Here is a 21341-nt window from a genome sequence, read left to right as displayed (position 1 = left end):
TTCCGGTGTTTTTGCGTGCCGCTTGGGCGGTTTGGCGTTCTTCAGGGGTCATATCCTCTGGCCGTTTTCCACGTCGTGACGCGACATCGATACCTTTATTCATCAGCATACGAACGCCCATGTTGATCAGTCGATTCATGTTCATTGGGTTACTCCAAGCAAGTCCATATTCTAGATAGACCCCATTTCTTAATCTTCAAACAACTCTGTCTGGTTATCATCTTCATCATCGCCGTCTTCGGCTTCGCCCAAAGCGTTCGCTCCGGGTGGTGGACGGTTTTCAAGCAATCCAGCAGACCGCAATTCTTTCAGACCCGGCAAATCACGCGCGTTTTCTAGTCCGAAATGATCCAAAAAGTTCTGCGTCACGACGAATGTCACCGGACGACCGGGTGTCATGCGTCTGCGCCCGAACCTGATCCACTCCAATTCGATCAATTGATCCACTGTCCCGCGACTAACGCTGACGCCACGGATCTCTTCGATCTCGGCGCGGGTCACAGGTTGATGATAGGCTACAATAGCAAGGGTTTCGATCGCAGCACGGCTAAGCTTGCGGGTCTCGACGGTTTCTTTTTGCATCAAAAAGCCAAGATCGCCGGCCGTGCGGATGGCCCAAGCATCACCGACCTTAATGATGTTAACACCGCGCCCGTCATAACGTTTACGCAAATGCGCCAAGGCCTCAGCCGGATCACAGCCATGGGGCATGCGACCGATCAATTCGGCGACCGTAACCGGCTCTGCGGTTGCGAACATGATCGCTTCAACCATGCGTTCTTGTTCGCCCATCGGGGGCGCTTCGAACAAGCTGTCGTTTGCGGGTTTTGGGTCTTTATTCATCAGGGACTTTCTTGCGGATTTGAATGGGCGAGAAAATCTCGCCCTGCCGAATTTCAATCTTACCCTCTTTGGCCAGTTCAAGTGTGGCCGCAAATGTGGCCGCAGTTGTCGAACGCCGGCGCTGTGGATCGGCGTCCCAGCCATCCGGTAAGTAGCTGACCAGTTCAGTCCAACCACCTGCAAAGCCGATCAACCCGCGCATCCGTTCTAGCGCTTGTTCCATCGTCATCACATGCTGACGGTCCATCACAAAGGGGCGAAAATCATCACGGGTCCGAATGCGGGCATACCCCTGCATCAGGTCCAGCAAAGTGGCGGTATAGGTCACACGGCGCACGCGTTGAACGTCTTCGGTAATGCCGCGGGCAAAGAAATCGCGGCCCAGCTGATCACGCGCCATCAGCTTGGCGGCGGCCTCGCGCATTGCCTGCAAACGCTCAAGCTGGAAGGCCAAATGGGCGGCAAGTTCTTCGCCGGATGGGCCTTCTTCGGATGGATCAGGCGGCAGCAAAAGGCGCGACTTCAAGAACGCCAACCAAGCGGCCATCACCAGATAGTCAGCGGCCAGTTCAAGACGCAATTTCTTGGCCTGCTCTACAAAAGCCAAATACTGACGGGCCAAATCCAAGATCGAAATCTGGCGCAGGTCCACCTTTTGTGTGCGTGACAAGGTCAGCAACAAATCAAGTGGGCCCTCAAACGCCCCGACATCTACAATCAACGCTTCTGCGGCGACACGCTCGCTGACGCTGACGACGTCTTCTTGAAACTCTTCGGCCGGCATGGACCCTCTCAGTTTAGTAGCGCTTCAAGTTCTGCTTCTAGCTGAGGGATGTCAATATTTTCAGGGGTTTTTCGCAGACCAAGCACACGATTTGCGCGGATTTGGGCCGGACCTGACATGTCACCCGCCGATTGCGCAATCGTCACCATCTCTTCTGGATCACCATTGCAGTGCAAGATCACGTCACACCCCGCCGCGATGGACGCTGTTGTGCGGTCGGCTAACGCGCCTGACAATGCCTCCATCGAGATATCATCCGTCATCAAAATGCCATCGAAACCGATGTCCTTACGGATCACTTCAATCATTTTGGCAGATGTTGTGGCCAATTGATCGGGATCAATATCAGAGAAGACAATATGCGCCGTCATGCCCATCGGCAGATCATTCAAAGCAGCGAACGGCGCAAAATCATGTGCGGTCAGCGCGCTACGCGACGCATCAACATGCGGCAACTGCAGGTGACTATCCGTCGTTGCACGGCCATGACCGGGAATGTGTTTGAGGACCGGCAGCACACCACCAGCGATATGCGCGTCTGCACAAACGCGCGCCGCGTCGATTACCGATTTCACGTCACGCCCATAAAGACGATTGTATAAAAACGGATGGGTTGCATCCTCGGCAATGTCGGCCAATGGCGCACAGTTGGCATCAATCCCGACACGGTACAAATCATCAGCGATAAGGCGATTGCGCAGCCACTGCGCTCGGAGTGGATCGCGGGCGCGGTCCATCTGGTCCAGCGCCGGCAAATATTCGCGCCAATGCGGACTGCGCATGCGTTGCACGCGTCCGCCCTCTTGATCGATAAGGATCGGCGCATGATGTCCGACAGTTTCGCGCAGCTGGTCTGTCAGTTTGCGCAGTTGGTCTGGTGTATCAATGTTGCGCGCAAAAAGGATAAACCCAAATGGCTGAACCTCGCGGAAAAAACCGCGTTCCCAATTGCTGACCTCAAGCCCTTCAAGGCCTAAAATCGTCGCATTCATCGTCACTTAATTAACTACCACAGGAATGCATTCGGTGCCCTCGGCCTGCAACGCAGCACACAGACGGCGCGCTTCGGCGCGGTCGTTAAAGCCGCTCGCGCGCAAGCGATACCACGTGCCACTGCTTTGATTGCTCACCTGAATGACGCGCCCACGGTCTGACATCAACTGACCGAAACGCGCTTGTAGACGGTCCCATTCTTGGCCTGCAAGCGTTGGATTTGGAAAGGCACCCAACTGCACCAGATTGGTACCAGCGGGGAAAACCTCGGTGTTGACCGCGACCTCGGTGGCACCTGCCGTGGCAGCAACCATTGGCGCAACAGCAACAACACGCAAAGCCGCAGGGCGGTTCATCGGTCGGACTGAAGTGGCTAGACCGGGCACGGACGCGGCAATTAGATCAACAGATGGCGCGATTGGGGTGATCCCTGCAGCCAACTGTTCTGTAAGCGCTGCAATTTCATCGAATTCTGCGGCAGGTGCAACAGGCGCAATCACTGCCGTTAGCGCAACAGCACCAAGACCCGCAGAAACATCAGATGTCGGTTGCGCCTCGATGTCCTCTTGCGCGAGACCAGAAGTACGCGGCGCCAAAACCAAACGATCTTCAAGACCGCCTGCTTCGCCCATCGCGGCCACTTCGTTCACGGCCAGGCCTGTGTGCATTGCCACCGCGCCACCGGGGTTTTCGGGCAGGACACGCATGTCGCCCTCCATGGCGCGCACGACGGGGATGCCGCTGACGTCACGCATGATCAACTTGTAGCCCCAAAAACTGACGCCAAGGATCAAGGCGAGCGATAAAGCCGCACCCGCATAATTCACTAGATTTGTAACACGGGGTGCACCCGCAGATGGGGCGAACCCCTGATCATATACTGCCATGTCTGCCTCTCGCCGCCCCATGCCTTATGGCTTATTAGGGTCGTTATTGTGCATTCCGGCAGATGATACGCTAGCGCATTTCCTCTGCCGGAGTGACGCCAAGAATACTCAAACCGTGCGAAATAACAATCGAAACGGCCCGAATAAGGGCAATTTTCGCTTGTGTGGTATCTGAGTCACCCTCTTGCACAAACCGCAGCGCCTGATCGGCGTTACCTTGGTGATAGAGCGCATGAAAGTCGGATGCGAGATCATAAAGGTAAAAAGCGACACGGTGCGGTTCGTGACCTTTGGCTGCGATCTCTACCAATCGCGGCCATTCGGCCAGCTTTTTAATGACCGCCAGTTCTGCATCATGGGTCAAGCCAGAGATATCAACGCCGGCCAAAGTCGTATCAGCCACATCGGTAAACACCGCAGCCTTTGCTACAGCCGAATTCACACGCGCATAGGCGTAGTTCACATAAAAGACCGGATTGTCTTTGGACTGCTCCAGCACTTTGTCGAAATCAAAATCCAGTGGCGCATCGTTTTTGCGGGTCAGCATATGGAACCGCGTCACGTTTGCGCCCACTTGATCGACCACATCGCGCAAGGTAACGAACGTTCCTGCCCGCTTGGACATTTTGAACGGCTCACCGTTTTTATAAAGCTTCACGAGTTGCGTCAGTTTCACATCAAGCGGCACGCGGCCATCAGACAAGGCTGACACAGCCGCCTTCATCCGCTTGACATACCCACCGTGATCAGCGCCAAACACGTCAATCAACTGATCAAAACCGCGCTGCACTTTGTCATAGTGATACGCAATGTCTGGCGCGAAATAGGTCCATGACCCGTCAGATTTCTGCACAGGACGGTCTACATCATCGCCGTGTGCAGTGGACTTGAACAACATCTGCTCACGCGGTTCCCAATCTTCAGGCATCTTACCCTTGGGAGGTTCCAGCACGCCACGATAGATCAAGCCCTTCGCGTCCAGTTCTGCGATAGCTTTTTCAATCAAACCAGTGCCATAAAGCGATTTCTCGGAATAGAAGTTATCCATCACGACGCCCAATTGGGCCAGATCGGCGCGGATCAAATCCATCATCGCCTCAGTCGCGAATTCGCGGATATCTTGCAGCCAGACATCCTCGCTTTGGTCTAAATACTCATCTCCGACGCGGGCCTTGAGCGCGGCACCGACCGGGATCAAATAATCGCCCGGATACGTGCCGTCGGGAAACGCGACGTCTTTGCCGTGGGCTTCAAGATACCGTAGATAGACCGACCGCGCGAGGACATCGACCTGCGCGCCGCCATCGTTAATGTAGTATTCCTTAGTGACATCGTAGCCTGCATAGTCCAGCAAACGCGCGAGCGCGTCACCAAAAACAGCACCGCGTGTATGACCCACATGCAAAGGTCCCGTCGGGTTAGCAGAGACATATTCGACCATCATCTTTTGGCCCTGCCCCAGCGTGGATTTCCCATACTCCGGATCGGTCAAAACGGCCTTAACGACACCCTGCCACACGTCCGGAACCAGACGAATGTTCAAAAAACCAGGACCCGCGACCTCTGCGACCATAATTTGTGGATCATCCAGCAGTTTCGCGGCCAGCGCATCCGCAATCATCCGCGGGTTCATTTTTGCAGGCTTTGCCAGCACCATCGCGGCATTTGTTGCCATATCACCATGGGCTGAATCGCGCGGCGGCTCTACGGTGACTGCGCCCATGGCAAGGTCAGCAGGCAGCGTGCCCTCTGCGACCAACTCATCAAGGCAAGCAAGCACACGTGTGCGGATATCAGCGAAAAGGTTCATAGGTTTCGTCCAGTTATGGTTTGTCCTTGCGTGTATCACCCCCCACGCGGGCGTCAATTACCGTCGATGACGCCTGCAGGGATCACTTCACCGCCGATCAACCGTTTATGTTCTTGAATGGCAAAGCGGTCGGTCATACCCGCAATATAATCGGCCACGATCCGCGCGAGCGCTGTTTTGTCCGGCGCGTCCGCCACGTCTTTGCGCCACTGCTTAGGCAATTCACCGGTGTTTTCCATGAAAAATGGAAACAGATCGTCGATCATTTGCGTAACGACGACCCGCATTTCTACCACTGCAGGGGCGCGATACATGCGAGCGAACAAGAATTTCCGGATTACCTTTAAGTCGGTCCACAGTTCTGGCGAAAACTGTATCATCATGCGTCCAGCGTGACGAATGTCGTGAACAGAAGTCGGCGCAAATTCGGTTAGATTACGACGGCTCACGGTGATGACATCTTCGACCAACACCCCGAAAAAGCGGCGCAACGCCTCGTGGCGGCGGCGATAATAGTTCAAATCAGGGTATTTGGCATCCACACGCGCAAAACAGTCACGCAAGATAGGCAGTTCAGCCAATTCGTCTGTGCTGAACAGCTCTGCCCGCAATCCATCATGCAGGTCGTGGTTATTATATGCGATGTCATCAGCCAAGGCGGCTGCCTGCGCCTCTGCACTAGCGTGCGTGTGCAATTCCAGATCGTGGCGCGCATTATAAGCTGCCAGCGCATAAGGAATATCGCCGGTCACCGGACCGTTGTGTTTTGCAATCCCTTCAAGGCTTTCCCATGTCAGGTTCAGTCCGTCCCATTCGGCATAATGCCGTTCGAGGTTGGTCACGATTTGCAAGGCTTGGGCGTTGTGATCGAAGCCGCCATAAGGCTGCATCAATGCATCCAATGCCTCTTCGCCCGTATGCCCGAAGGGTGTGTGCCCCAGATCGTGGGCCAATGCGACCGCTTCGGTCAGTTCGACGTTCAAATCAAGGGCTGCGGCCACAGTGCGGGCCACTTGCGCCACTTCAATGGAATGGGTCAGGCGGGTACGGAAATAATCACCTTCGTGTTCAATAAACACTTGGGTCTTATGCTTAAGCCGCCGAAACGCGCTCGCATGAATAATGCGGTCGCGGTCGCGTTGAAAGGGCGACCGAAAGGTGCTTTCTTCTTCCGCATAAAGCCGCCCCCGCGGATTGGCGGGATCGGTTGCATATGGCGCTGCCATTGTTTTGTTGCCTGTCTTGTCGTGTTTGCCTGTAACCCCTATATTGGAGTTATTAACGAACTGATAGGCCTGTCCAATGTTCACTGTCCCACCAAAAGTCACGACTCGCGCGTTTGAGCGCCTCGCTGAAATTGGCGCCTCTGCCCAAGGTAAGGCATTGCGGATTGCGGTCGAAGGCGGCGGTTGTTCCGGATTTCAGTATGAAATTGACCTCGACGACGCCAAAGACGACGACTTGGTCCTGTCCGAACAGGGCGAAAAAGTCGTGATCGATAGTGTGTCGCTGCCGTTTCTGGCTGATGCGGTTATTGATTTCAGCGAAGAACTGATTGGCGCCCGCTTTGTGATCAACAACCCCAATGCATCGTCATCATGTGGATGCGGTACATCGTTTTCAATGTAAGCGCCTTGCGCCCTGCCCAGCCTTCGGTCAAAACCGAGGGCAACACTGGGGGCGCATATGAAAATCGCGACATTTAACATCAACGGCGTCAAAGCTCGCATCAATGCGCTGACCGACTGGATCGATGAAGCGCAGCCAGATGTTGCTATCTTGCAAGAGATCAAATCAGTCGACGAAGGTTTCCCCCGCGAGATATTCGAAGACAAAGGTTACAACGTCGAAACCCATGGTCAAAAGGGGTTTAACGGGGTTGCACTGCTGTCCAAATTCCCGCTCGAAGACGTCACACGCGGCCTGCCCGGTGCGACAGGTGCTGGCCGTGACGGTATCGACGACATCGAGGCACGCTATATCGAGGCGACCGTCGTCGGTGAAAAAGCCCTGCGCATCTGTGGGCTGTATTTGCCCAACGGCAACCCTGCACCCGGCCCGAAATACGACTACAAACTGCGCTGGATGGAACGCCTGCGCGCACGCGCCGCTGAACTCATTGAAAATGAAGAATGTGCGTTAATCACCGGTGATTACAACATAATTCCCCAAGCCGAAGATGCAGCCAAACCCGATGCATGGCGCGAAGATGCGCTATTTCGCCCAGAAAGCCGCGAGGCGTACCGCCGCATCCTGAACCTAGGTTACACAGAAGCATTCCGCGCTGTTGAAGCAGGCGGCGGCCACTATTCATTCTGGGATTACCAAGCCGGCGCATGGGATCGCAACGACGGCATCCGCATCGACCACTTTTTACTAACCCCGCAATGTGCCGATCTTTTGAACGACTGCTGGATCGAAAAAGAAATACGCGGGCGTGAAAAGCCATCAGACCACGTCCCTGTCTGGGTTGACCTCGCGCTTTGAAGCCCTGATTATAAAGGGCATGCGCAAGTATTTCATCATTCTGGCGATTGCGGCCACGCTGCCAACTTTGACCCAAGCACAATGCCGCATGGCAATTGCGGGTTCGAATTGCATCATCGTTCCGCAAACATCGCCGCCACCAGAACCACCTGTCGCGATTGGTGATGTTCTGGAACGTGGTGAATACTCAATGTTGCTGAATGCGCGCTACTACGGCCTGCCAAGCGTCAGTGACGGCTGGGTTTATATGCGGATCGAAGACGAGATTTACCGTGTAGATTGGCGGTCGCATGAAGTGCTTGAGCAGGTCACAGATCAGACAAACCGGAACTGGTAGGCGGTTATTTCGTCACATCATGGTCGTAAAGCCAGCCCAACCGGTTGAGGAATGCATTTGGTGCAACCTTGCCTAAAACCCGCAATCCGTTATGCGCGACGGTCCTTTTCAAGCCACCGAAGTGGTAGTTTCGCGCATTGCTATTCGCAGCTGATATTGCCTTGACCACACGCGCGCGGCGTAAGCCTTGATAGGCTGCAAGTCCTTGTTCCAAATTTGTATTTTCGTCACAGCAACATGCCAAAACAAACGCGTCTTCAATTGCAAGGTTCGCGCCTTGCGCCAGAAACGGCAACGTCGGATGCGCCGCATCGCCCAAGATTGCAACAGGCCCTGCATGCCATTTTGCCGCCACAGGATGGCGGAAAAGGCCCCAAAGATTGGCTTTTTCGACATCGCCAAGGATGCTTTTAACGTCCCAGCTACAGTCCGCAAAGGCTTGGCGCAGGTTCCCCGCGTCATCATCGTGGTGCCAGCCTTCGGCGGCCCATTGGCTGCGCTGCTGCACCGCCACTATGTTAAGCCGCCCGCCCGACAGTGGATAAGTAACCATATGACGCCCCGGCGCCATCCAAACACGTGCGATGGGGTCAGGGTTTTCAACTTTCACCAAAGCCCGCCATGCAACTTGGCCCGTAAAGAAGGGCTTTGCCGCGGTGTTTATCATGCCTCTGACGACAGAATGCAGGCCGTCTGCGCCAATAGTGAGATCGGATTTGACCTGTTCACCGGCCAGCTCAAAACTGCCATCAGGTTGTAGTTTTTCTACGCGCGCGCCCAGTTTGACGGTCACACCGGCGGCGGCACATGCACGTGCCAGTACGTCGATCAATGCAGCGCGGTGGTAAAAGCGGTAAGGTGGGGTTTGGGTCGACAAATCAAAACGTGTAATCTGCTTGCCGGTCAACGCATCCATCGGGGCGACTGCCTGTGCGGTAACCCCCGACACGCCAAGCGCCTTTTCCAGCCCTAAAGCGTTCAAAGCACGCGCACCATTTGGAGTGATTTGCAGCCCTGCCCCGACTTCCGTCAGCGCAGGGGCTTGTTCATAGACCGTTACAACCGCATCCTGACGGGCAAACGCAAGAGCCGCCGTCAGGCCACCGATGCCGCCACCAATAATGGCAATGTCGCGTGATGCGTTATTACCCATCTAGTCGTCGCGGTGCACTTTCTCGCGGCGTTCATGACGCTCTTGAGCTTCGAGGCTCATGGTTGCGATTGGACGTGCATCCAAACGCTTGAGCGATATAGGCTCGCCTGTGATTTCACAGTATCCGTATTCACCTTCGTCGATGCGGCGCAAGGCTGCGTCGATTTTGCTGACCAATTTACGCTGGCGATCCCGTGTGCGCAATTCCAGCGCACGGTCGGTTTCCTCAGAGGCGCGATCAGCGACATCAGGGATATTGCGTGTTTGGTCCTTCATGCCAGCGACGGTATCGCGGCTGTCTTCCATCAAGTCCGATTTCCAATCATTCAGCTTACGACGGAAGTATTCGGTCTGACGCTCGTTCATGAATGGTTCATCGTCGGCAGGGCGGTAGTCATCAAGTTGAAACGCTTCGGCTTTCATTCTTTTTCCCTTTGCTTGTCGCGGCCCCCCAGCAGGATCATTAGGCAGCGACACCCCCAAATTAAGCACCGTTTAACCTCCAGTTAGGGTTCTGTCACCCCCCAATTTTGACCCATGACAGGGTGTTGATGATTGCGCAGGACGCGCTTAGGTTGCCCGCAGATTCATAAGGGTATGCACATGCAATTTACGGGTACAGACACCTATGTCGCGACTGACGATTTGACGATGGCGGTGAATGCCGCCGTGACGCTAGAGCGTCCATTGTTGGTCAAAGGCGAACCCGGTACGGGCAAGACAGAACTCGCCCGCCAGATCAGCGCGGCCTTGGGATTGCCGATGATCGAATGGCACATCAAGTCGACGACAAAGGCGCAGCAGGGTCTCTATGAATACGATGCCGTCAGCCGTTTGCGCGACAGCCAATTGGGTGACGCGCGGGTGCATGACGTTGCCAATTACATCAAAAAGGGCAAGCTATGGCAGGCCTTTGGTGCGGACGGCAAAGTCGTCTTGCTGATTGATGAAATCGACAAGGCCGACATCGAATTCCCCAATGACTTGCTGCAGGAACTCGACCGGATGGAGTTTCACGTCTACGAAACTGGCGAGACCGTCAAAGCTGTGCACCGCCCCGTTGTTATCATCACATCTAACAACGAAAAAGAACTGCCCGACGCGTTCTTGCGCCGCTGTTTTTTCCATTACATCCGGTTCCCCGACGTCGAAACGATGCGCAAAATCGTCGAAGTCCATCATCCCGGGATTAAGGCCACTCTTTTGACCGCCGCCTTGACCCAGTTTTATGAAATCCGCGAAACCAACGGGCTCAAGAAAAAACCGTCGACTTCTGAAGTGCTGGACTGGCTCAAGCTCTTGCTGGCCGAAGATCTGGATGCAGAGGACCTTAAGCGCGATGGTGCAAATGCTTTGCCCAAACTGCACGGCGCGCTTTTGAAGAACGAGCAAGACGTACATTTATTTGAACGCTTGGCCTTTATGGCGCGCAGTCAGCGATAACCGCACCCCACAGGGAATTGACTGGTTCCTGCGATAAAGCCCGCTATTGTCGGCAAAAAGGCACAGGCGCTTAAACGACAATGACAATTTTCTTTTCCCATGCAAGACGGCTTGCCGCGTTGGCCCTGTGCTTTGCGGCTGCTTGTGCGCAGGTTCCAACTGACCCCGCTCCAGATGCGATTATTCTTGAATTCCCGCAGATGCGCAGCTTCATAGCTGCCAGCCCCGGCCCGTCCACGCGCCCAAATGCGCAGATTGCCGCCGATTTTCTTGATCTGTCGTTCGAGATGGAAAGCGGCCGTCCCCTGCCCATCCTGACCCGTTTTGAAGGCCCAATCACTGTGCGTGTGTCTGGTGCCTCGAATGCGGCGTTGAACGGCGATTTGCGCAGCTTGATCGCCCGTCTGCGGCAAGAGGCACAGATCGATATTCGCCTTGCCACAGGGTCCGAGGCAAACATTGTCATTGAATTGGTACCAACCCGTACGATCCAGCGTGTCGCGCCCAATGCGGCCTGTTTTGTGGTGCCGCGCGTCCAAAGCTGGTCAGAACTGCGCGCCGCGCGCAACACAGACCTATTGGATTGGGCAACTTTGAGCAGGCGTGACAAGGCCGCGATTTTCATCCCCTCTGATGCAACCCCGCAAGAAATGCGCGATTGCCTGCACGAGGAACTGGCGCAAGCATTAGGGCCGTTGAACGATTTGTACCGCCTGCCCGATTCCGTGTTCAACGATGATAATATCCATACGGTGCTGACCGGATTTGATATGGTGATCCTGCGCGCCTATTACGCCCCGCAGTTGCGCAATGGCATGTCACGCAGTGCAGTCGCCGCACAATTGCCTACGATCCTTGCGCGTATCAACCCGCGTGGCCAACGCCAAAATCCCCGTTTCGAAGGGCGGGACTTGCCGCTGTGGAAAGCGCAGATTGAGACGGCGTTGGGCAACGGAGCATCGGACAGTCGGCGCAGGGCAGCCGCCGCACGCGCGATTGAAATCGGACAAACCCAAGGCTGGACAGGACCGCGTGCAGGCTTTGCCCAATATGCCTTCGGGCGCTTGCAAATTGGCAATGATCCCTCGCAATCTTTGGCTGCTTTCAATGCCGCCAACCGCGCCTATAGCGCCAACCCCGACACTGCAATTCATACCGCGCATGTTGCGTTGCAACTTGCCGCCTTTACGTTGATTTCGGGCGACGCAGACCGCACCATCGCAATCACAAGTCGCGCCATTCCTATCGCGCGCCGCCACGAGAACGCATCGCTGATGGCGCTCTTGATGATGTTCCAAGCCGAAGCTCTGGATCTGCGCGGTGATACTGACGCAGGCATGGCGCTGCGGCTGGACAGTCTGGGGTGGGCGCTTTATGGGTTCGGTGATCGCAATGCCGTGATTGACCAGCTCAATGAAATTGCATCGCTTCCGCCGCAAATACCGCCAAGTTAACAAGGGCCACACCATGATTTTTCCACTCGTAGGTATGTTATTGGGCGCACTGGTCGGGGCGTACCGCGCCAAGTCGCGTGGCGGAAAACTTTTTGATCTTTTGCAGTGGGGCGCGGTGTTCGCGATCCTGTTTGGCATCATTGGCGTGTTCGTCTTGATCATCGTCGACCGCATCTTTTTCTAAGCAATGTTCCTGCCGTTTTTCGATAATTTGCGCAGCAACGGTGTCCCCGTCAGCCTGCGCGAGTTTCTGGCGTTTTTAGAGGGCATGAAAGCAGGGTTGGCGACCTATGATGTCGAGGCATTCTATTTTCTGGCCCGCACCACAATGGTCAAAGATGAACGGCACCTCGACAAATTTGATCGCGCGTTTTCCGCGACTTTTGCAGGGCTAGAGGCCATTCCAGACGAGGCTGTGCTGAACGCCGTTGATATCCCGGCCGCGTGGTTGGAAAAGCTGGCTGAAAAGCATCTAAGCGCCGAGGAAAAGGCCGAAATCGACGCATTGGGCGGTTTTGACAAGTTAATGGAGACGCTCAAGAAACGTCTCGCCGAACAAAAAGGCCGTCATCAGGGTGGGTCTAAATGGGTTGGCACTGCGGGTACATCGCCCTTTGGTGCGTACGGCTACAACCCCGAAGGTGTGCGCATCGGTCAAAATGAAAGCCGCCATCAGCGTGCCGTCAAAGTCTGGGACAAGCGTGAATTCAAGAACCTTGATGACACCGTTGAATTGGGCACGCGCAACATCAAAGTCGCGCTAAAGCGCTTGCGCCGTTGGGCGCGTGATGGCGCGCACGACGAACTTGACCTCAACGAAACGATCCGCGCCACGGCTGAAAACGGTTATCTTGATGTCCAAACCCGGCCAGAGCGACGCAATGCGGTCAAAGTGCTGCTTTTCCTGGATATTGGCGGCTCAATGGACCCGCATATCAAAGTTGTTGAAGAACTGTTCAGCGCCGCGAAATCCGAATTCAAACATTTCGAACACTTCTATTTCCACAACTGCCTCTATGAAGGTGTGTGGAAGGACAACCGCCGCCGCTGGGACGCACAGATGCCAACGTTGGATGTGCTGCGCACTTACGGCGCTGATTACAAATGTATATTTGTGGGTGATGCCAGCATGTCGCCCTACGAAATCGCCTTTAAAGGCGGCGCCAACGAGCATTATAACCAAGAAGCGGGTCATACGTGGCTGGAACGTGCCCGTGATCACTGGCCTAATCACATTTGGATCAACCCGCTGGCAGAACGCTATTGGCCCTACACCCAATCCATCCAGATGATCCAAGAGATTTTTGGTGCAGACCGCATGGTGCCGATGACTTTATCAGGAATTGACGCCGGAATGCGCAACCTGAGCCGTTAAAGCCTTGTGATCGCGGCATATGCGTCGCAGCGTAGTTTTGAGAGCGAGTTAGGCAGATAGATGTGGCACCGCGTAAAAGACCTATGGGCGTATAATAGATACCTTTTGCTCGCCTTCGTAACTGTCGTTGGCTTTGCGGGCTTTTTTGGCGTGCGCGCCACCAGTCAGTTCATCTATTGGTCAGATCCCGCGCGCAGCGATCAATCCCTCGCTGGGTGGATGACCCCGCGCTATGTCAGCAGATCATACGAAATCCCACCCCAAGTCATCCAAGAAGCGCTTGGCATGCGCAGTGACGCCCCGATGCGCCGCGTGTCGCTGGACAGGCTTGCGGCGGAAAACGACATGACATTGGACGACATGCAGGCGCAGCTTGATGCATATGTGGCAGCGTGGCGGGCAAATGACTGATCTGATCCTGACCCTTGCCGCTGACTACGGCGTTCCGTTGTTGTTTGGCGTGACATTCCTAAGCTGTTTGGCGCTGCCTGTGCCTTCGTCGCTGTTGATGTTGGCGTCAGGTGGATTTGCGGCGTCGGGCGATTTGTCGCTTGCCGCTGTCGCCGCTGCCGCGTTTTGTGGCGCAATCATGGGCGACAACCTTGGGTACTGGATCGCGCGCAGGTTTGGACCGCGCTTAACCCGCTGGCTGGCAACCCGTCCTAGACGGGCAGCACTGCGCGATAAAGCCCAGATTTTCATGCATAAATGGGGTGGATCGAGTGTGTTCTTTTCTTGCTGGCTCGTTGCGCCGCTCGGTCCTTATGTGAATTATGTCAGTGGCTTATCCGGTTTCAGCTGGCCGCGCTTTGCCCTTTGGGGCATGGCTGGTGAAGTGGTTTGGGTCGGCCTTTATGTGGGTCTTGGATACCTGTTCACCGATAATATCGGCGCAATCTCGGATATTCTGGGAAGCGTTTCAGGATTTCTTGTCGCGATCGTTGTCGCTGCTGGACTTGGTGTCTGGATGGTCCAAGCGAGCAAGGCAAGAGATCGCAAACGTGCGTCACACTAGCGTATCCGCAAATCACCGAACATCGACTTGCCCAATGGCCCGCCTGCCCCCATATCTAAGGCATGATAAAAGTTCTTCCGATCCTGTTTGCCGTGCTTTACGGCCTTGCGATGTACCGCTTTTCGGTCTGGCGCACCTCGCGCGAGCTGGATGCGAAATCAACCGAATTGGCCGATCCCATCTTGAAGGTCTTGATGGAGCGGATGGCAAAGGCGCTCGATATCGAGCGGATCAAGGTGCATATCTACGAGATTGAACCGGTCAATGGCCTTGCCGCCCCTGACGGGCGTATCTTTATCACCCGTGGTTTTTTCAACAAATACCGCGCGGGCGAAGTCAGTTCAGAGGAAATGGCCACAGTGATTGCGCATGAGTTGGGTCATGTCGCCTTGGGCCATTCGCGCCGCCGGATGATTGATTTCTCGGGACAAAATGCAATGCGGACTGCACTTGCGATGATTTTGGGGCGGTTCATTCCCTTCATTGGACCGTGGATTGCGTCGGCATTGATGAGTTTGCTTGCCGCTGGTCTTTCGCGCAAAGACGAGTTTGAGGCAGACGCCTACGCCTCTGCGCTCCTGATGAAAGCTGGCATTGGGACAGGGCCACAAAAGTCACTGTTCACCAAGCTTGAGACGTTGACGGGTGCACGCGGTGCGGCGACGCCTGCGTGGATGATGAGCCATCCCAAAACCCAGCAGCGTATCGCCGCGATTGAGGCAAATGAGGCCAAATGGCGGGCCTAAGCGCGGTTTCGCTTTGCCGGAGCCTCTGGCAGGAGTTTTCCAGTAAAATCAGTTAGTGCATTGCCTCAAGGGCTTTGCCAAAGCGAGGAAGTCGCGCTTTTTTCATCAACGCGCGCATGGTCCAAGGCCGGTCCGAAAGGCGGTTGGCTTGCATCAGCACCGCCTGCGCGATGGGTGTCACTGTTTCAACATTGTCGCGCAGTAAATCCCGCATAAAGCCATCCGGATCCCAGCGCAAAAGCGTCTCGTCGCCCAAAATGTTCTTGGGGAAATCCTTGGCGTTCATTGTCAATATACCGTCGCATGACCCCACAACGGCCGCAGTGAGGACATGGATATCCGCAGGATCGGGCAGCCAATACTGACGCTCTATCGCGGTGTCATATTTTACCAATGCTTGTGGGAATTTTGCGGTCAGTGTCGCAATCTCGCCGCGCGCCCAAACCTCTTGCTCCGGACCGAGTTTGCCGGCCGCCCGTGCCCATTCTTCCAAGATGCGCGGAGACCAGCGTGCTTCGAATAGCCCGTTATGCGCGCAGCCTAACATGACTTCGCGCATCACCGTCGGGTACAGGACGCAGGCGTCGATCATCACCCTCATAGGCGGTAGTATAGCGCCTTGAGATATCCACTTTCGGCCAGATGCGGCATCAAAGGATGGTCTGGGCCAGCAAAGCCTGTGTGGATAATTTGCCCACGCCGCCCGCCGCGCCCGATACCGCGTGAACATGCGTTGCGGAAACGCGTCAGATCAACGGCATGCGAACATGAACACAGCACCAGATAACCGCCTTCTGCGACAAGCGGTGCCGCAAGGCGCGCTACCCGTTCATAGGCGCGTAATCCGGCCTCTAGCGATGGTTTTCCGGGTGCAAATGCAGGTGGGTCACATACGACAACGTCAAATGTCTCGCCTTCTTCGGCCAATGCAGCAAGCACATCAAAGGCATCGCCCTTGCGTGTCTCGAAACGGTCACTGACTTTCATCGCGGCAGCACCGCGTTCTGCCAATTCCAGTACGGGCGCTGAACCATCAACTGCCAAAGCTGACTTTGCACCAGCGGCAAGTGCTGCCAAGCCAAAACCGCCCACATGCGAGAACATGTCCAAGACGCGCGCATCCTTCGACAGGTTTGCAGCGAATGCGTGGTTTGGGCGTTGGTCAAAGAACAGACCGGTTTTCTGCCCACCCATCACGTCGGCCATATAGGTGGCCCCGTTCATCGGCACGGCAACCGGTTCGGTTGGTGCTTCGCCGACCAACGCCTCAGTGCGTTCCTCTAGGCCTTCAAGCGACCGCGCACGGCCAGTGCCGTTCATTACAACGGTCGTGACGCCGGTTACTTTTTGCAATGCCGCCACCATTGGTGCCAGCAGCGCATCGGCCCAAGCCGCGTTGGGTTGGATCACCGCCACATCGCCAAAGCGGTCGATAACGACGCCGGGCAAGCCGTCAGCCTCGGCGTGGATCAAGCGGTAGTATGGCGCATCATAAAGGCGCGTGCGGTGCACGTATGCGCGCGTGAGTCGCGCCACAAACCATGCCTCGTCAATCACAGCTTCAGGATTGCTGTCCAGCATCCTGCAGATGATCTTTGAATTGGGGTTCACAGCGACGACACCCATCGGGGTGCGGCTGGCATCTTCGAGGATCGCCAATGACCCGGCGGTCATATTGCGGGTGCGGCGGTCAGTGACCAGTTCGTTGGCATAGACCCAAGGAAAGCCGTGGCGAATTGCGCGGGCTTCGGCCTTTGGGATCAAACGGACAACGGGAAGGGCGGAGGGGGAAATATCTGTCATACCTGCCTCCTATCCGCCTTTGAAGCGGGTGGAAAGATCACTAAACCAGTTGTTGACGCAACAAGCCGGTTAAAAAGTCGGTGACACGTACTTTTTGTGTCTGCCCTCTCTCGATCAATGCGCGCCCGCGCGCGCCGCCAGGTGCGTTCAAATCACCCTCGATTCGGCGCGGCGGCTCGATAATTGCGCCACTGCGTGCATCAAAGACCGTCATATCAAAGATGATGTTATAGACGCCGCCTACCGTGAGGCGTGTAAGATCTGTGACACCATGGAACCGCACGAGCGTCACTTGAATATCAACCGGGGTCGTCCCGTTTAAAATCGATTGGTTGCGATCAAATGCTGCTTGGAACATTTCGCCTATCTGCGCAACGCGAGGTCCGCGCGGATCACCGCGCCAAACAACATCAGCTTGCGGGTAATACGATTCTTGCTCTGATACTGCGATGTCCGGTATCGCGCCAAATCTAAGGGTCTGAATATCGTAAGACCGTAGCATCACGGGCTTTGGAGAAGAACTTGACCCAAATAAATTCGACGAACACGCCGAAGCCAAGGCGATGACAGAGGTTGTAAGAAACGCGCGTCGCAGCATAACAAAAGGCCTTCGTGAATTCCTGTTCATACGTCCTAGCACGCTGAACGCCGGCTGGTAATACCCTTTGCCTCTGTGCCTCTGCCAAAGTAGAAGCTCCGGCACCCGCCCCCCCCTTGTTAGCGCTAACAAGAAATGCTATGCTGCGCGCAAACGAACCAAAGAGGGCCACATGTCGCTTCACCCCACCATTTCAGCTGTCACCGACCGTATCCGCGCCCGTTCCGAAGGACCGCGTCGCAAATACCTCGACACGATGGCCCGCGCCGCCGCTGAAGGGCCGCGCCGTTCGCATTTGACATGTGGCAACCAAGCCCACGCTTATGCTGCGATGACCGATGACAAAGCTGCACTGACCGATGCTGTTACTCCCAATATTGGCATCATTACGGCTTACAATGATATGCTCTCGGCGCATCAACCGTTTGAGACCTACCCTAACCTGATCCGCGATGCGGCCCGCGCCGCTGGTGGCACTGCCCAAGTCGCAGGCGGTGTGCCCGCGATGTGTGATGGCGTGACCCAAGGCCAAACCGGTATGGAATTGTCGCTGTTTTCACGCGATGTCATCGCTTTGGCCGCTGGTGTGGGGCTTTCGCACAATGTGTTCGATTCTGCCGTCTACCTTGGCGTTTGTGACAAGATTGTTCCGGGGCTTGTTATGGCTGCGGCGACTTTCGGCTATATTCCGGGTATCTTTATGCCAGCGGGACCGATGGTCTCTGGATTGCCAAACGATGAAAAGGCCCGCATCCGCCAAGAATTCGCCAAAGGCAATATCGACCGCGCGGAACTGATGAAGGCCGAAATGGCATCCTACCACGGTCCGGGTACATGCACCTTTTACGGGACTGCAAATAGCAACCAGATGCTGATGGAATTTATGGGACTGCACATGCCCGGTGCATCTTTTGTCAATCCCGGAACACCGTTGCGCGACGCATTGACGGTCGCCGCGACAGAACGCGCGCTTTCGATGACAGCTTTGGGCAACGACTACCGCCCTGTCAGCGATATCCTTGATGAACGCGCCTTTGTGAACGGGATCGTCGGATTGATGGCAACTGGCGGGTCGACCAACCTCGTGATCCACCTGCCCGCGATGGCCAAGGCTGCTGGCGTCATTCTTGATCTACAAGACTTCAGCGATCTGTCTGCGATCACGCCATTAATGGCCAAAGTTTACCCTAACGGTCTGGCTGATGTGAACCATTTCCATGCCGCAGGTGGGCTTGGGTTTATGATTTCGGAACTGCTGAATGCTGGTCTGCTGCATGACGATACCAAGACAGTCGCCGGTGACGGGCTAGAGCTTTATGCCCAAGAACCAAAGCTGGTCGACGGGCGCGTCAGCTACGCACCCGGTGCAGGAAAATCCTTGAACGAAAAAATCTTGCGCCCTGCCAATGACCCATTCCAACCGCAAGGTGGTTTGACCCAATTGTCAGGCAATCTTGGGCGCGGCGTGATCAAGACATCTGCAGTCGCGCCAGAGCGGCACATTGTCGAGGCTCCTGCCCGCATTTTCCACACCCAAGAAGCCGTCAAAGATGCGTTCAAAGCTGGCGAATTCACCCAAGACACGATCATCGTGGTGCGGTTCCAAGGGCCAAAATCGAACGGTATGCCAGAATTGCACAGCCTGACCCCGATCCTTGCCGTCCTTCAGGATCGCGGGCTAAAGGTGGCGCTGGTCACTGACGGGCGGATGTCTGGTGCGTCCGGCAAGGTACCTTCCGCAATTCATGTTTGCCCCGAAGCGGCTGATGCAGGTCCGATCGCAAAAATTCAGGACGGTGATGTGATCCGCCTTGATGCGACGACAGGCACCATTGCTGTCCTCAACGTCGATCTGGATAGCCGCACCGCCGCCAGCGCGGACCTAAGTGGGAATGGCACAGGCGTTGGCCGCGAATTGTTCGAAGTGTTTCGCCAGAACGTGGGCCTCGCCGCCGATGGTGCTGGGGTCGTAGTTTAGCGACTTAACACGCCTTTTTCCGAGATAAACTTCCGCCGGAGGCACCAAAACGTGCCACGACCACAGACTTAAGGATCATAAAATGACACCGCAACAAGCCTCTATCGCCGCCGAAAAAATCTGCCTTATGGCGCCTGTTATCCCTGTTCTTGTCATTGACGACGCAAGCATCGCGGCACTTTTGGCAAAAGCGTTGGTCGCTGGCGGCCTGCCCGCGCTCGAGGTCACACTGCGCACCCCGGCGGCCCTTGATGCAATCCGCGAAATGGCAAGCGTGCCGGGCGGCATGGTTGGCGCTGGCACGCTGTTGACCACGAAAGATGTCGAAGACGCCAAAGCTGCAGGTGCCACATTCGGCGTTTCACCTGGTGCGACGGACCGGCTTTTGGATGCTTGCGAAGCTAATGATCTGCCGCTTTTGCCGGGTGCTGCGACTGCGAGCGAAGTCATGCGATTGCTTGAACGCGGCTACACTGTGCAGAAATTCTTCCCAGCCGAAGCAAACGGCGGCGCCCCTGCCCTCAAAGCGATCGGCGCACCTATTCCACAGGTCAAGTTTTGCCCCACCGGCGGCGTTAGCCTGCAAAACGCGAGCGTCTATCTTGGGCTCAGCAATACCCTTTGTGTTGGCGGCTCGTGGGTGGCCCCCAAAGACAAGGCCGTGGCAGGCGATTGGGCCGGTATTACCGCACTCGCGGCACAAGCTGCGAAATTGACCTGACCAAGAACCGAGGGCCTGTGATCGTCTTACAGGTCTTCATCCACTATTAGCACTTCGCCATTATGGATTGTCTCACCCGATTTCAGGAGTGAGCAATGTTCGAAGAATGGCCAATTTCCAGACGCATAAGCTGCGGCTTTCTGCTGCTGACATGTATTATCGTCGGGCTTTCGGTGTTCTCGCAGCGTTCGGTAAGCATATTGGGCCAAGGCTATGTTGAATACCGCACGATCGCGCGGCAAACGATCTCGATCAGCGCCTACGTCGAAGATATTTTTCAAGCGCGTATCGCTGCATATCGTTACCGCAACACGCTTGACCCGATATTTCGGCAGTCCGTGATCGATAATGTTGATGAAGTGTTGCGAGACACCGACTTTCTTGCGCGCTTCAATACAACACCTGATCGCCTGCGCGACGTCGAGCGCCTGATCGAGCTATCTGCACAGTACCAGGATAGCTTTGTTGAAATGGCCGAAAAACTGGAAGCAGCACAAGTTATCAACGACGTTTTCAATATACGGACAGCAAATTTCAAGGCAGCGGTAAACGACTTATTCACGACAACTCTGCAACGGGGGAACCCCGCGTCGATCGCTGCAGCTGGTCGCGCATTGCAATCTTCCATGGAGGCGATCGTACAAAGCAAGCAATATTTGACCACCCAAGATCCGGCAGACTTGGCTCTTTTTGGTGACTTGTACGACAGTTTCACCCGTAACTTTAACAGGTTCGCGGCACTAAATGGACAAGACAGTATCGCCGTGAAAATTGAGGCGCTGCAAGGCGATCTAATAGGATACCCTGAACTACTGGTCTCGTTCTCTCTCCTTGGCCAAGCGGCGCTGGTGATTGAAACAGATATCTTGGATATCGTCGGGGACGAAGTTCAAAAAGGGCTTGATCTGATCGCG

24 protein-coding genes are annotated in these 21341 nt (G+C 55.4%); 13 read left to right on the top strand and 11 right to left on the bottom strand.

Going from position 1 to position 21341, the window contains the following annotated elements:
- Window positions 1-189: 189 nt before the first annotated feature.
- The 6 genes from scpB to QZ197_RS06925 all read right to left on the bottom strand — a co-directional run bounded on the left by scpB (window position 190) and on the right by QZ197_RS06925 (window position 6543).
- Window positions 190-843, bottom strand: coding sequence for an SMC-Scp complex subunit ScpB (gene scpB, locus QZ197_RS06950; protein ID WP_296431148.1), 654 nt, complete (start codon window positions 841-843; stop codon window positions 190-192).
- Window positions 836-1627, bottom strand: a complete 792-nt coding sequence (locus QZ197_RS06945) for a ScpA family protein (protein ID WP_296431147.1) — start codon at window positions 1625-1627, stop codon at window positions 836-838. Before QZ197_RS06945 ends, scpB begins: the two co-directional genes overlap by 8 nt.
- 8 nt (window positions 1628-1635) lie before the next feature.
- Window positions 1636-2619 carry a glycoside hydrolase family 3 N-terminal domain-containing protein gene (locus QZ197_RS06940; RefSeq protein WP_296431146.1) on the bottom strand — a complete coding sequence of 328 codons (984 nt, stop codon included), beginning with the start codon at window positions 2617-2619 and terminating at the stop codon, window positions 1636-1638.
- 6 nt (window positions 2620-2625) lie between these two features.
- A complete protein-coding gene (locus tag QZ197_RS06935; protein ID WP_296431145.1) occupies window positions 2626-3507 on the bottom strand; it encodes an SPOR domain-containing protein in 882 nt (293 codons plus the stop codon).
- 70 nt (window positions 3508-3577) lie between these two features.
- Window positions 3578-5317, bottom strand: a complete 1740-nt coding sequence (gene argS, locus QZ197_RS06930; RefSeq protein WP_296431144.1) for an arginine--tRNA ligase — start codon at window positions 5315-5317, stop codon at window positions 3578-3580.
- A gap of 53 nt (window positions 5318-5370) precedes the next feature.
- Window positions 5371-6543: a deoxyguanosinetriphosphate triphosphohydrolase gene (locus tag QZ197_RS06925; RefSeq protein WP_296431143.1), complete on the bottom strand. Its 1173-nt coding sequence runs from the start codon at window positions 6541-6543 to the stop codon at window positions 5371-5373.
- A 76-nt stretch (window positions 6544-6619) separates the two neighbouring features.
- Here QZ197_RS06925 and QZ197_RS06920 point away from each other — a divergent pair, with 76 nt between their 5' ends.
- Genes QZ197_RS06920 through QZ197_RS06910 form a run of 3 tightly spaced genes read left to right on the top strand, consistent with a single transcriptional unit; the run spans window position 6620 to window position 8141 of the window.
- Complete coding sequence (locus QZ197_RS06920; RefSeq protein ID WP_296431142.1) at window positions 6620-6946, top strand: iron-sulfur cluster assembly accessory protein; 327 nt, start codon at window positions 6620-6622, stop codon at window positions 6944-6946.
- Window positions 6947-7003: 57 nt separating this feature from the next.
- Complete coding sequence (gene xth / locus QZ197_RS06915) at window positions 7004-7804, top strand: exodeoxyribonuclease III (RefSeq protein ID WP_296431141.1); 801 nt, start codon at window positions 7004-7006, stop codon at window positions 7802-7804.
- Window positions 7805-7823: 19 nt separating this feature from the next.
- A complete protein-coding gene (locus QZ197_RS06910; protein WP_296431140.1) occupies window positions 7824-8141 on the top strand; it encodes a hypothetical protein in 318 nt (105 codons plus the stop codon).
- A gap of 4 nt (window positions 8142-8145) precedes the next feature.
- On the opposite strand, the gene QZ197_RS06905 is transcribed toward QZ197_RS06910, so the two are convergent.
- On the bottom strand, window positions 8146-9294 hold the full coding sequence (locus QZ197_RS06905; protein WP_296431139.1) for an FAD-dependent monooxygenase: 1149 nt from the start codon (window positions 9292-9294) through the stop codon (window positions 8146-8148).
- Window positions 9295-9717: an RNA polymerase-binding protein DksA gene (gene dksA / locus QZ197_RS06900; RefSeq protein WP_296431138.1), complete on the bottom strand. Its 423-nt coding sequence runs from the start codon at window positions 9715-9717 to the stop codon at window positions 9295-9297.
- Between the two features lie 180 nt (window positions 9718-9897).
- Here dksA and QZ197_RS06895 point away from each other — a divergent pair, with 180 nt between their 5' ends.
- The 7 genes from QZ197_RS06895 to QZ197_RS06865 all read left to right on the top strand — a co-directional run bounded on the left by QZ197_RS06895 (window position 9898) and on the right by QZ197_RS06865 (window position 15327).
- Entirely contained in the window at window positions 9898-10737 is an 840-nt protein-coding gene (locus QZ197_RS06895; RefSeq protein WP_296431137.1) for a MoxR family ATPase, read from the top strand.
- 80 nt (window positions 10738-10817) lie between these two features.
- Complete coding sequence (locus QZ197_RS06890; protein WP_296431136.1) at window positions 10818-12191, top strand: DUF2927 domain-containing protein; 1374 nt, start codon at window positions 10818-10820, stop codon at window positions 12189-12191.
- A 13-nt stretch (window positions 12192-12204) separates the two neighbouring features.
- A complete protein-coding gene (locus QZ197_RS06885) occupies window positions 12205-12375 on the top strand; it encodes a hypothetical protein (RefSeq protein ID WP_296431135.1) in 171 nt (56 codons plus the stop codon).
- Between the two features lie 3 nt (window positions 12376-12378).
- A complete protein-coding gene (locus QZ197_RS06880) occupies window positions 12379-13566 on the top strand; it encodes a VWA domain-containing protein (protein ID WP_296431134.1) in 1188 nt (395 codons plus the stop codon).
- A gap of 60 nt (window positions 13567-13626) precedes the next feature.
- A complete protein-coding gene (locus QZ197_RS06875; protein ID WP_296431133.1) occupies window positions 13627-13977 on the top strand; it encodes a hypothetical protein in 351 nt (116 codons plus the stop codon).
- A complete protein-coding gene (locus tag QZ197_RS06870) occupies window positions 13970-14581 on the top strand; it encodes a DedA family protein (RefSeq protein WP_296431132.1) in 612 nt (203 codons plus the stop codon). The genes QZ197_RS06875 and QZ197_RS06870 overlap by 8 nt, the downstream gene beginning before the upstream one ends.
- Window positions 14582-14643: 62 nt before the next feature.
- Entirely contained in the window at window positions 14644-15327 is a 684-nt protein-coding gene (locus QZ197_RS06865) for a M48 family metallopeptidase (protein WP_296431131.1), read from the top strand.
- Window positions 15328-15379: 52 nt separating this feature from the next.
- Here the strand turns inward: QZ197_RS06865 and QZ197_RS06860 are convergent, their stop codons facing one another.
- The 3 genes from QZ197_RS06860 to QZ197_RS06850 are packed head-to-tail and all read right to left on the bottom strand — an operon-like array spanning window position 15380 to window position 17728.
- Window positions 15380-15928, bottom strand: coding sequence for an RSP_2648 family PIN domain-containing protein (locus QZ197_RS06860; RefSeq protein WP_296431129.1), 549 nt, complete (start codon window positions 15926-15928; stop codon window positions 15380-15382).
- On the bottom strand, window positions 15925-17130 hold the full coding sequence (locus QZ197_RS06855; protein ID WP_296431128.1) for an RSP_2647 family RNA methyltransferase: 1206 nt from the start codon (window positions 17128-17130) through the stop codon (window positions 15925-15927). The genes QZ197_RS06860 and QZ197_RS06855 overlap by 4 nt, the downstream gene beginning before the upstream one ends.
- A gap of 40 nt (window positions 17131-17170) precedes the next feature.
- Complete coding sequence (locus QZ197_RS06850) at window positions 17171-17728, bottom strand: DUF6778 family protein (protein WP_296431127.1); 558 nt, start codon at window positions 17726-17728, stop codon at window positions 17171-17173.
- Between the two features lie 172 nt (window positions 17729-17900).
- Between QZ197_RS06850 and edd the strand changes: the two genes are divergently transcribed.
- The 3 genes from edd to QZ197_RS06835 all read left to right on the top strand — a co-directional run.
- Window positions 17901-19706 carry a phosphogluconate dehydratase gene (gene edd / locus QZ197_RS06845; protein ID WP_296431125.1) on the top strand — a complete coding sequence of 602 codons (1806 nt, stop codon included), beginning with the start codon at window positions 17901-17903 and terminating at the stop codon, window positions 19704-19706.
- A gap of 82 nt (window positions 19707-19788) precedes the next feature.
- The gene (gene eda / locus QZ197_RS06840; RefSeq protein ID WP_296431124.1) at window positions 19789-20427 is read left to right on the top strand and encodes a bifunctional 4-hydroxy-2-oxoglutarate aldolase/2-dehydro-3-deoxy-phosphogluconate aldolase; all 639 of its coding nucleotides are present in this window, start codon (window positions 19789-19791) and stop codon (window positions 20425-20427) included.
- Window positions 20428-20522: 95 nt separating this feature from the next.
- On the top strand, window positions 20523-21341 hold an 819-nt coding region (locus tag QZ197_RS06835; protein WP_296431123.1), incomplete at its 3' end, for a hypothetical protein.

This window comes from Yoonia sp., assembly GCF_017854415.1.
Lineage (GTDB): Bacteria > Pseudomonadota > Alphaproteobacteria > Rhodobacterales > Rhodobacteraceae > Yoonia.
This window is presented reverse-complemented; position numbering and strand designations above follow the sequence as displayed.